We start from the raw sequence: 11,210 nt of genomic DNA, 5'->3' as shown, positions 1-11,210 counted from the left end.
TATATGCTGATTTTCCAGCCTTATTGATCTTGTTATGAGCAAATAAGTAGTCTGTTTGTGGTGGCGGGGGAAGGATGACTCGTCACTGCGTTCCTCGCCCTGCGGGCCAACGCGTCGTAAGCGCCGCGTTGTTGTTTCGCTGCGCTCAACTCGAACCTTCAAAGTCTGTGACGGAAGATTTACTGTCTGTTCTCTTTGGCCGCTCGGGAACCCCTCCCGATTTTGAGAAGTATGATTGTCGTTGACAGAGGACGGAATCACATAAGATGAACCGCTACTGTAAAGCATATATTGAAAAATAAGTGACTATATGCTGATTTTCCAGCCTTATTGATCTTGTTATGAGCAAATAAGTAGTCTGTTTGTGGTGGCGGGGGAAGGATGACTCGTCACTGTGTTCCTCGCCCTGCGGGCCAACGCGTCGCAAGCGCCGCATTGTTGTTTCGCTGCGCTCAACTCGAACCTAATTTAAATAGGGTTATCGAGGTTATTTTTTATTGATATTTGGAGTTATTGGGGTTATTGTTATTGCCAGGTTAAACAGATAGGAGTTGATTTGAGAAGTGCAGATTTAATCAAAGAAGTTGAGAAAAAAGGGTGGGTACTGGTAAGAATCAACGGGAGTCATCATCATTTTAAACACCCTGAACGTAATGACTTGTTGACAATTCCACATCCCAAACAGGAAATCAAAGTGGGATTGCTTAGGAAAATACAGAAGCAAGTGGGGCTGTAAGCCCCCTTATCTGCATCTGCACTAATCAAATTTCTTAAAATTATTGAAGGAGTATAACGTGTTATATCCTATTGCGATTGAAATTGGTGATGAGAACCACGCTTACGGCGTGGTTGTGCCCGATATATCAGGTTGTTTCTCGGCGGGTGATTCAATGGAGGATGTAATAAAAAATGCCAAGGAAGCTATCTCTGGGCATTTAGAGTTATTGGCCGAAATGAACCAATTACCCCCTGAAGCAAAGCCATTGGATTACTGGATCAAAGATGAAGAATACTCAGGGTGGGCATGGGCTGTAATTGACATTGATGTTGAACCATATTTAGGTAAATCGACAAAATTCAACGTCACTCTGCCTGATTTGTTATCAAAGAAAATCGATGATCAAGTTAAAGCAAGTCCAAACCTGTATAAGAATCGTAGCCACTTTTTGCAAGTGGCTGCTTTGCATGAATTGCAAAACGGTATTTAGTGTTGTGAATAAATAAGCGGTCTGTTTGTGGTGGCGGGGGAAGGATGACTTGTCACTTTTGAAAAGTTACTGCTATTGCTTACAGCGGCCAGAATCACATCAAATCAATCGCCGCTGTAAAGCATGTGCTTGAAAAGTAGCTACTGTGTGCTGCTTTTGGGTCTAATTAATTCAGTTTTAAAGAATTACAGTACGGTTGCTGTAAACAAAAACCCGCTGAGCAAGAACCCAATATAGAGCATGGCTCAGAGCATTTTTTTCAACATCCCGGCCCGCTCTCATCATATCTTCAGCAGTGTATGTATGGTCTATGTTAATGACCTTCTGAGTAATAATTGGACCTTCATCCAGGTTATTATTCACATAATGCGCTGTCGCTCCGATGATTTTTACCCCTCTCTCATAAGCCTGATGATAAGGACGCGCCCCGATAAATGCAGGTAAAAAGGAGTGGTGAATGTTAATAATTTGGTTTGGATAATGCTGGACAAATTCTGGCGTCAGTACTCGCATGTATTTAGCTAATACCACGTAGTCAGGTTTGTATTGGTCAATCTGGGCAATCAGTTTTTCATCATGTTGTTCACGGGTTAAACCTTCATGACTAATCAAGTGGAAAGGAATGCCAAATTGCTCGACCAACGATTGTAATGTTGCGTGGTTGCCGATAACCGCGGCAATTTCAACGTCAAGCCCATCATAAGCGCTTTTCATGAGCAAATCCCCAAGACAATGCGCTTCTTTTGTCACCATAATGACAATACGCCGACGCCCCGCACTATTTAATTCCCGTTGAGAACCCACCGGAAGCGCGTCATCTAAATCAGCAAGAAATGTCTCATCATTGAAAATGCCTTCAAGCTCAGTACGCATAAAAAAGCGGCCAGTGCGATGATCGACGAATTCATTATTCTGAACGATATTCAGTTGGTGTTTGTAGCAAATATTAGTAATTTTGGCGATCAGTCCTTTGGCGTCAGGGCAAATAGTGCGTAGAATTTTCTTTTGTATATGTTGATGTTGCATGAATGGGATTGTCCTTAAATATTTTGCGTTTTTTGTTTGTCGATCTTAACCACAACATTTTTTGTACTTTTTACCTGAACCACATGGGCAGGGACTATTACGACCAATTTGAGGTTTTACGCCATCAATGGGTTTTACACCATCAATATAGTACCAACGCTGGTCTATACGAAGAAAACGTGAACGCTCATGAATAAGTTGCTTATCTTGGGATTTCTGATCAAGAAAGCAAGCTGAAAATTCAACGTAGGCTTCGTTATCATTTTTGCCTTTTTCAGCCGTAATGACATTTAGTCCGAGCCACTGGGTAACAATAAAACTCTGTTCTATATCTAGACGCCACTTTTCAGCCTGGCAGTCAGGATGCCAGCTGGTAATAAGATAATCGGCGTTGTGCTTTACATAAGCACTGTATCGGGAACGCATCAGTGATTCGGCTGTTGGGGCAAATTTTATGTTTTGGAGATAAGGGGAACAGCAATCCGCAAAATCTATTCCGCTACCGCAAGGACATAGCTCTGTCAAAATAACTCCAATTGTAAAGGGTGAAATACCATTTTTATGGGTTTTCTATTGCAAAGAAACGTAAGAGAACAAATGATAGTCACTTAATTGAACTAATATGAGTGATAGTACCTAAGAAAAGGTGAAGGTCGCAATATTAAGGTAAGGGAGCGCATTTATGGAAAAGGCATTGGCAGGCAAAAAAATTCTGATTGTGGAGGACGAACCCGTTTTTTGTTCTTTGCTGGCAGGGTATTTGCAAACGTTGGGCGCTAAGGTATTAGTCGCATCTAATGGGGCTGTTGCACTACAAGTGCTGGGACGCGAAGCTCATATTGAACTTATTTTGTGTGATTTGGATATGCCGGTTATGAATGGTATTGAATTTATTGCGAAATTGACGAGTGAAGGTATTAGTATTCCGGTTATTATTATTTCAGCAACTAACAAGATGGCCGAAATTGATGAGGTGCTTCGTTTAGGAGCAAAAGATGTTTTATTAAAACCTGTTTCAGATCTTAATGAGATAAAAAAATCGGTGTTGGCCTATTTACATCCTACGGTCTTTATGTCTGGTGCGATTGAGCAGAATAACTTGAATAAAGATTGGTTAACGTTAAAGCATAATTCAGATGAAGCATTAAATATGCTTAAGCAGTTACAACCTCCAGTGTCTCAAGTGATCGCTCATTGTAAAGTCAATTACCGAAAATTGAATATGATTGATAAACCAGGATTGATTCTTGATATGGCGGCGTTATCTGACAATGAATTAGCTTTTTATTGTCTAGATATTAGCCGTTCAAAAGAGTATGGTGTGATTTCAGCATTATTACTTAGAGTTGTATTTAATAGTTTGTTGCAAGAGCATATCGTCCACCATTCCCGGCGTTTACCCAGTATGGCAGGTATTCTAAATAGAATTAATAACTTGTTGGCAGGTGCGGGGTTACAAGGGCAATTTCCATTGCTGCTTGGGTATTATCATACAATCAATAAAACGGTTCTGCTCACTTCCGCAGGGTTACATGCCAGTATTAAGTCGGGTAATCGGCAAATCCAATTAGATAGTGGTATTCCTCTTGGAACGTTGAGAACAATTTGTTCGAATCAGGTTTGTTCGCATAGTGCTGAATGGCAATGTCGAATTTGGAATACAAATAGTCAAATAAATTTGATGCTTTCTTCAATGTATTCTGAGTGAATATTACCAAGGCGGAATTTTGTCTAAAATGGATTTTAAACATTAGGTCACGGTAATGTAATTAAACAGAATGGTGCTGTTTATCGGAGGGAATTAGCTGGTATACTTGGCCTATTATGCTTGGAATCTATCTAATCAGGCTATTTTATTTGCCGCTCTTTGGTACAAAGAGCGGATTTAGCGTTGCTCAGGTAAAAGTGATAACTTTTTGTGTGGTCAGAAGGGTAAACAGGGCAGAGAAATCAGTGTATGCATCGGTTTCTGCGCTCGGTTTATTGACACAAAATAATCAGTAATAATAATGCCTTATTAAAGAATCGGCACTGATTTTGAGTTGAAGACGGATTTGTTTCAGCCAAAAAAACATCGGGAGAAAGATTAATGCTATCAGTAAACAAATCGTCAGTAGAAAAACTATCAGTAGGAAAGGTAGTAAAGAAAGCCGTTATTCCAGTAGCGGGCTTGGGAACGAGGATGCTACCTGCTACGAAAGCGATTCCTAAAGAGATGTTGCCTTTAGTGGATAAACCTCTTATTCAGTATGTCGTTAATGAATGTATTGCCGCTGGCATTAACGAAATTATCTTGGTGACTCATTCATCAAAAAATTCAATTGAAAACCATTTTGATACCAGTTTTGAGTTAGAGGCTATCCTTGAGAAAAGGGTGAAGCGTCAGTTGTTGGATGAAGTTCAGTCTATTTGTCCAAGTCATGTCACCATTATGCAAACTCGTCAGGGAATTGCTAAAGGATTAGGGCATGCGGTGTTATGCGCCAAGCCTTTAATTGGTGATGAGCCTTTTGCTGTGATACTCCCCGATGTTATTCTTGATGAGTTTAGTACAGATCTAACTAAATATAATCTGAGCGAAATGTTAGTTCGGTATAATGAAACGGGCGCCAGCCAAATATTAGTAGAACCTGTACCTCATGAAGAGGTTTCTAGTTATGGTATTGTCGATTGCCAGGGAGAAAATCTGCAACCCGGTGACAGCAAACCCATTAAGCGTGTGGTTGAAAAACCTGAACCGAAAGAAGCGCCATCAAATCTTTCTATTGTTGGCCGTTATGTATTATCCGAGAAAATTTGGCCATTATTAGCAAAAACAGCACCAGGCGCCGGTGATGAAATTCAACTTACTGACGCAATTGCGATGTTAATAGAGAAGGAGTCTGTGGAAGCCTATCACTTGCAGGGTGTAAGCCATGATTGCGGTAATAAGCTTGGTTATATGCAAGCATTTGTCCGGTATGGTATGAAACATCATGCTTTGGGTAAAGAGTTTACTGATTGGTTAGTGGCTTTGCAGGATCGGGTTAAAGAATAATTTTACGGGAATTTAGGTATTATATGAAAGTTACGGTATTTGGTATCGGTTATGTTGGCCTGGTTCAGGCGGCGGTTTTAGCTGAAGTTGGTCATGATGTTCTTTGTATTGATATAGATGCAAATAAAGTTGAAAATTTGAAAAATGGTCAAATTCCTATTTTTGAACCTGGTTTAGCTCCACTGGTTAAAAAAAATTATGAAGAAGGCCGCTTGAATTTTAGTACGGATGCAAAGGCCGGTGTTGCGCACGGTAAATTACAATTTATTGCTGTCGGTACGCCTCCTGATGAAGATGGTTCAGCAGATTTAAAGTATGTGACAGCGGTTGCCCGTACTATTGCGGAACATATGGATAGTTATAAGGTTATTATTGATAAGTCTACGGTTCCTGTTGGTACCGCGGATAAAGTTAATGCCGTTGTTAATGAGACTTTGCGTCAACGTAATCTTGATATTTCATTTGATGTGGTTTCTAACCCTGAGTTCCTTAAAGAAGGAGCGGCTGTTGCAGATTGTATGCGCCCTGAGCGGATTATTATTGGGTGTGACAATGAAAGAGTCGTTGACCTGATGCATGAATTGTACGAACCATTTAATCGTAATCATGATCGTATGATTGTGATGGATATCCGTAGCGCAGAACTAACGAAGTATGCTGCTAACTGTATGTTGGCGACGAAAATCAGTTTTATGAATGAGATATCTAATTTAGCAGAAATGCTTGGCGCTGATATTGAGCATGTTCGTCAAGGAATTGGTTCTGACTCCCGTATTGGCTATCATTTTATCTATCCGGGCTGTGGTTATGGTGGTTCATGTTTCCCAAAAGATGTGCAGGCGTTGATTCGTACCGCGGAGCAAATTGGTTATCAGCCTAAAATTCTTCGTGCTGTAGAGCAAGTGAACGAACTGCAAAAGTATAAATTGCCCTCTTTTGTTACGCGCCATTTCGGTGAAGATTTGTCCGGTAAGACATTTTCTGTCTGGGGATTATCGTTCAAACCGAATACCGATGATATGCGTGAAGCGTCGAGCCGTGTTTTGATGGAAGCATTATGGCAGGCGGGAGCTAAAATACAGGCTTACGATCCGGAGGCGATGCAGGAAGCCCAGCGTATTTATGGTCAGCGCGATGATTTATTATTGATGGGGACTAAAGAAGCGGCGCTGAAAGGGGCAGATGCTTTGATCATTTGTACTGAATGGCAAAGTTTTCGTGCGCCAGATTTTAATGTCATAAAAGATTCTCTCAAGACGCCGGTTATCTTTGATGGCCGAAATCTCTATGATCCTGAGCGCCTGCAATCCCGGGGTTTTACTTATTATGGGATTGGTCGTGGCGCATCTATTAATCCGGTTATCTGAGTAATACAATGAAATTCTTAGTCACAGGCGCAGCTGGTTTTATTGGCTTTCATGTGAGCCAGAGATTATTACAAATGGGGCATGAGGTTGTAGGTATCGACAACCTTAATGACTATTATGATGTGAGTCTCAAACAAGCACGGTTAGATCTATTATTTGATAAGCCAGGTTTTAAATTTGAAAAGCTGGATTTAGCCGACAGAATAGCCATTCCTGATCTTTTTTCTCGGCACCAATTCCAGCGGGTTATCCATCTAGGAGCTCAGGCGGGTGTTCGCTATTCGTTGCAAAACCCAATGGCTTACATTGATTCGAATATAATAGGGCATATCAATATTTTGGAAGGTTGCCGTCACAATAATGTTGAGCATTTATTATATTCTTCTTCTAGTTCTGTTTATGGATTAAATAGAAAGCAACCGTTTTCTACAAACGATTCAGTTGATCATCCAGTTTCACTATATGCGGCAACGAAAAAGTCAGATGAATTAATGTCTCACAGTTACTCTCATCTTTATCAGCTGCCAACGACAGGCTTGCGTTTTTTTACCGTATATGGCCCGTGGGGACGTCCTGATATGGCCTTATTTAAGTTCACCAAGGCTATGTTATCAGGGCTGCCTATTGATGTTTATAACCACGGTAAGATGGTTAGAGATTTCACTTATATAGATGATATCGTTGAATCGATAATCAGATTGCAAGACATCATTCCTGTACCAAATGAGAGCTGGACGGTTGAAGATGGGCAAATATCTGCCAGCTCTGCCCCTTACTGTATTTATAATATTGGTAATGGTCAACCAACTAGACTAGGTGATTTTATTGAGGCCATAGAAGAATCATTAGGCATTCAGGCTAAGAAAAATTTTATGCCCATGCAAGATGGTGATGTTCTGTCAACCTGCGCTGATTCAAGTGACATTTTTCAAAAAATAGGGTTTGCCCCAAATACACCTGTGAAGCAGGGTGTGAAGCAGTTTGTCGAGTGGTATTTGAGTTTCTATCATAAGTCTAAATAAGATGAGGAGCCATTGGCTCCTTTTCTATTGAGTCAACGACAGTGATCAGAGGGAAGTAAATAGTTGCGCCTGTTAGATTATTAATTTACCCAGGCATTGGTTAAGCGAGTAACTTGCCTGCTTTATCGTTAAGAAATGATAGAAAAACGTGCAATCCGGCTAAATCATTCCCAAGGATACTTATACATGCTCATTCGATAGACATTAATTCTTTTGTTACCTAAGCTGTTTAATAATAAAAACACCCTTCTATTTTAAAAGGGTGTTTTTAATTAAATTAACTTCAAAAACAATGAATTAGAGTAAGAAGCTTTCCAGAGTTCTTCCTTCATCTTCAATTGCTTTTTTGATAACAGCAGGTGTACGGCCTTGGCCAGTCCAAGTTTTAGTTTCACCGTTTGTATCAACATATTGGTATTTTGCTGGACGAGCAGGACGTTTTGTTTTACCCGCAGATTTGCCGGCGCTCATTGTCTGAAGTAATTCGCTTGGATCAATTCCTTGGTCAAGAATCATTTTACGAACTTCTTCCAATTTACGTGTACGTTCCTCTAATTCAGCTTGTACCTGACTTTCTTCTTCACGGCGTTCTTCAACAACGACGGTCAGTTTTTCAAGTATTTCATCCAAGAACTCAAGTTGGCATTCTCTTGCTTGTGCTCGTAAAGTACGGATGTTATTTAGGGTTTTTAAATCGCTCATTGTCCTGGTCTCAAATTATTAATGATGATGGCTGATGTGGATATAATAATAGAATGCTATTTTATTTTCTGCAATAGTCAATTTATCATATTCGGATAAAATGGCTCTTTTTTTTTAAACGTAATTTCTTTACAAAAGTTATATAGCGCTTTTTATACAGCTATTTCGATTGTCATTCCCCAATAACATGTTCAGGGTACCTTTAACAAAGAGGGGACATGATAATCTCTCTAATTTATAAACCAGGTATATACTAAATCGGTAAGTAATTTTAACTGTTTCTTATCATACCTGCTAAAGCAGAATAATACTAAGTTAAAAAAAACTTATGACTAATCCATGAGTTATCGCCGATTTACTGTTACCGTTTTCTGGAAGTCAATCACGCACATTATTAATTTGCATACGATATGCAACAAATCCGTCCGGCTTTCATTTCTTAATTTAAACATGAGCATTTGTCATTCAAATGTGCTTTATTACTTGGCTGGTGTGATGATGGTCATGAATCATTAAGACATCACTAAGCTAAATATTTCGCTATATCAACCGGGACAGCTTACTGGGATGGATAATCACGACGAAAGTTTATGGTAAACTCATCTGACTATATGGCTTTATAAATTTTGTTAAGGGGTAGGGCTGATGGCTCAACTTTATTTTTATTACTCCGCAATGAATGCTGGGAAATCGACATCCCTGTTGCAATCCTCTTATAACTATAATGAGAGAGGGATGAGAACGCTGGTGTTTACCGCAGAAATTGACACTCGGTTTGAAAAGGGAAAAATCAATTCTCGGATTGGATTATCTTCTGACGCACTTCTGTTTAGTCAGCAAACAGATATTGGTGAGTTGATCAGAAATGAAAATAAGCAGGCAAAAGTGCATTGTGTGCTGATTGATGAGTGCCATTTCCTCACGAAAGCACAGATTGAACAGCTATGTAGGGTAACTGATTATGATGATATTCCGGTTCTTTGTTATGGGCTGAGAACTGATTTTAGAGGTGAGCTTTTTAGCGGTAGCCAGTATCTTTTGGCGTGGGCTGATAAGTTAGTTGAGTTGAAAACTATTTGTCATTGTGGTCGCAAGGCAAACCGTACATTACGTTTGGATAGCGAAGGTGTGGTCATTTATGATGGCGAACAAGTTGATATCGGCGGCAATGAAAAATATGTTTCTGTTTGTCGTAAGCACTATATGGATGCTGTCAGTGAAGTGAGGAAAAGCAAAAGAAGCAACATGTAATGGGTAATGGATAGCTTTTCTGTGAAGTAGTCAGGATGCTCTGTTTACGAGTTTGTATTAACAATAGGCACAGCGGTGAGTTAAAGGGCGCTGATATTAGCGCCCTTAAGTGATATTCAATCAGTTAATAAATTTGTTCTTATCGGCTTTCTTCTGCTGCGATGGTTTCAGTGAATTCTCGTCCATAGTATGAATCCACCAGCAATTGTTTCAGCTCAGAAATTAGTGGGTAGCGTGGGTTAGTTACCATTTGGTATTGAATATATATTGATCTTAATCACATAAACCTCAAGCTGACTCCTTTCAGCTTAGGTCGGTGATAGTTATTATTGGATGGGTGTAAATTAGAACTAAAAGGTTAAATTTTTAATCTAATGGAAATATTGGGTTAACAACTTGTTATATAAGATATTTTAAATTGGAAAATGCGTTGCGGTCGATGGAAAATGGAACTTTACCAGTATAAAGTGAAGAAAAAATTAAGTTTTCTATGATTTTTGGTTGAGCGATTATGAGAGTGTTTTTAATAACACAGCGTAACTTTGTAGAGGTTATTTGTGGGTGACTTACTGCTGGATTTTTCTGGTTACATTAAGTTTTTTGTTGGGTTGTTTGCACTGGTCAATCCTGTTGGTATTTTGCCGGTTTTTATCAGTATGACTCACTATCAAGCCCAGTCGGCTCGTAATAGAACTAACCTGGTTGCCAATACTTCTGTTGCCATCATTTTATGGACCGCTTTGCTGTTAGGTGATGCGATACTACGTATGTTTGGCATTTCCATTGACTCTTTTCGTATTGCTGGCGGGATTTTGGTGGTGACTATCGCGATGTCGATGATTAACGGTAAGCTTGGAGAGGACAAACAGAATAAGCAGGAAAAGTCGGAAACCGCCATTAGAGAAAGTGTTGGTGTTGTGCCGTTGGCATTGCCGCTAATGGCAGGCCCCGGTGCAATCAGTTCTTGTATTGTCTGGAGTTCTCGTTATCAGGGATGGCAGAATTTTCTTGGGTTGGCGCTTACCAGTGCATTGTTTGCTTTTTGCTGCTGGTTATTATTTCGATCTGCGCCTTTAGTCGTCAAATATCTGGGGCAAACAGGCATTAACGTTATCACTCGAATTATGGGGTTGTTGTTGATGTCTTTGGGCATTGAACTGATTGTGACAGGGATCAGAGCGCTATTCCCAGGGTTGCTTTGATATGATTTACGATAAAAGGTGTAAGTTTTCTTGCTTGTGAAATTACAAATTATAATATTCTTATCATTTTTATTATAAAGCTTATATCATAGGCTTTTCTCACTTCTTTTACCGGTACTCCCTGAATTTTATACAAATAACCCAATATTTTTCTAAATTATTCTTTCCTGCTAGTTCAATGTGTAACTGGTTGCTTCCACCACTGTTTTGTGATGAATGTAGGTTTTTAATTTGCATTGATTGCAATTTGTTAAAATTATGTTTATTTTCATCTTTGGTCTAGCTTTGTTTACTATTTTAGTTAAGTTTAAAATTGATAATTTCATAGATATCAGTTAGTTATAATAGTTATTGGTCTGTTTTATCAATTAATGTAAATAGGTCGAACTAAGTTG

At 39.4% G+C, this 11,210-nt stretch carries 11 protein-coding genes and 2 other RNA genes; 8 read left to right on the top strand and 5 right to left on the bottom strand.

Going from position 1 to position 11,210, the window contains the following annotated elements; translation table 11 throughout:
• Window positions 1-64: 64 nt before the first annotated feature.
• A non-coding RNA gene (locus tag Phpb_RS08105) (RtT sRNA) lies at window positions 65-186 on the bottom strand.
• A 182-nt stretch (window positions 187-368) separates the two neighbouring features.
• Window positions 369-503: non-coding RNA, RtT sRNA (locus Phpb_RS08100), on the bottom strand.
• A gap of 53 nt (window positions 504-556) precedes the next feature.
• Here Phpb_RS08100 and Phpb_RS08095 point away from each other — a divergent pair.
• Both Phpb_RS08095 and Phpb_RS08090 read left to right on the top strand, forming a co-directional pair.
• Window positions 557-736, top strand: coding sequence for a type II toxin-antitoxin system HicA family toxin (locus Phpb_RS08095; RefSeq protein ID WP_036805646.1), 180 nt, complete (start codon window positions 557-559; stop codon window positions 734-736).
• Between the two features lie 58 nt (window positions 737-794).
• Window positions 795-1,208 carry a type II toxin-antitoxin system HicB family antitoxin gene (locus Phpb_RS08090; protein ID WP_036805649.1) on the top strand — a complete coding sequence of 138 codons (414 nt, stop codon included), beginning with the start codon at window positions 795-797 and terminating at the stop codon, window positions 1,206-1,208.
• A 177-nt stretch (window positions 1,209-1,385) separates the two neighbouring features.
• Here the strand turns inward: Phpb_RS08090 and purU are convergent, their stop codons facing one another.
• Both purU and Phpb_RS08080 read right to left on the bottom strand, forming a co-directional pair.
• Window positions 1,386-2,234 carry a formyltetrahydrofolate deformylase gene (gene purU / locus Phpb_RS08085; protein ID WP_065389901.1) on the bottom strand — a complete coding sequence of 283 codons (849 nt, stop codon included), beginning with the start codon at window positions 2,232-2,234 and terminating at the stop codon, window positions 1,386-1,388.
• A 45-nt stretch (window positions 2,235-2,279) separates the two neighbouring features.
• Window positions 2,280-2,759, bottom strand: coding sequence for a YchJ family protein (locus Phpb_RS08080; protein WP_065389900.1), 480 nt, complete (start codon window positions 2,757-2,759; stop codon window positions 2,280-2,282).
• Between the two features lie 157 nt (window positions 2,760-2,916).
• Here Phpb_RS08080 and rssB point away from each other — a divergent pair, with 157 nt between their 5' ends.
• The 4 genes from rssB to Phpb_RS08060 all read left to right on the top strand — a co-directional run bounded on the left by rssB (window position 2,917) and on the right by Phpb_RS08060 (window position 7,660).
• Window positions 2,917-3,942: a two-component system response regulator RssB gene (rssB, locus tag Phpb_RS08075; RefSeq protein ID WP_065389899.1), complete on the top strand. Its 1,026-nt coding sequence runs from the start codon at window positions 2,917-2,919 to the stop codon at window positions 3,940-3,942.
• Between the two features lie 381 nt (window positions 3,943-4,323).
• A complete protein-coding gene (gene galU, locus Phpb_RS08070) occupies window positions 4,324-5,271 on the top strand; it encodes a UTP--glucose-1-phosphate uridylyltransferase GalU (RefSeq protein ID WP_065389898.1) in 948 nt (315 codons plus the stop codon).
• A 23-nt stretch (window positions 5,272-5,294) separates the two neighbouring features.
• On the top strand, window positions 5,295-6,638 hold the full coding sequence (locus tag Phpb_RS08065) for a UDP-glucose dehydrogenase family protein (RefSeq protein WP_065389897.1): 1,344 nt from the start codon (window positions 5,295-5,297) through the stop codon (window positions 6,636-6,638).
• Window positions 6,639-6,646: 8 nt separating this feature from the next.
• Window positions 6,647-7,660 carry an NAD-dependent epimerase gene (locus Phpb_RS08060; protein ID WP_065389896.1) on the top strand — a complete coding sequence of 338 codons (1,014 nt, stop codon included), beginning with the start codon at window positions 6,647-6,649 and terminating at the stop codon, window positions 7,658-7,660.
• 297 nt (window positions 7,661-7,957) lie between these two features.
• Here the strand turns inward: Phpb_RS08060 and hns are convergent, their stop codons facing one another.
• Window positions 7,958-8,362 carry a histone-like nucleoid-structuring protein H-NS gene (gene hns, locus Phpb_RS08055; RefSeq protein WP_046397237.1) on the bottom strand — a complete coding sequence of 135 codons (405 nt, stop codon included), beginning with the start codon at window positions 8,360-8,362 and terminating at the stop codon, window positions 7,958-7,960.
• A gap of 645 nt (window positions 8,363-9,007) precedes the next feature.
• On the opposite strand from hns, the gene Phpb_RS08050 reads away from it, so the two are divergent.
• Window positions 9,008-9,613: a thymidine kinase gene (locus Phpb_RS08050; protein WP_065389895.1), complete on the top strand. Its 606-nt coding sequence runs from the start codon at window positions 9,008-9,010 to the stop codon at window positions 9,611-9,613.
• A gap of 557 nt (window positions 9,614-10,170) precedes the next feature.
• Complete coding sequence (locus Phpb_RS08045; RefSeq protein ID WP_065389894.1) at window positions 10,171-10,815, top strand: YchE family NAAT transporter; 645 nt, start codon at window positions 10,171-10,173, stop codon at window positions 10,813-10,815.
• Window positions 10,816-11,210: the final 395 nt, after the last annotated feature.

This window comes from Photorhabdus namnaonensis, assembly GCF_001684335.1.
Lineage (GTDB): Bacteria > Pseudomonadota > Gammaproteobacteria > Enterobacterales > Enterobacteriaceae > Photorhabdus > Photorhabdus namnaonensis.
This window is presented reverse-complemented; position numbering and strand designations above follow the sequence as displayed.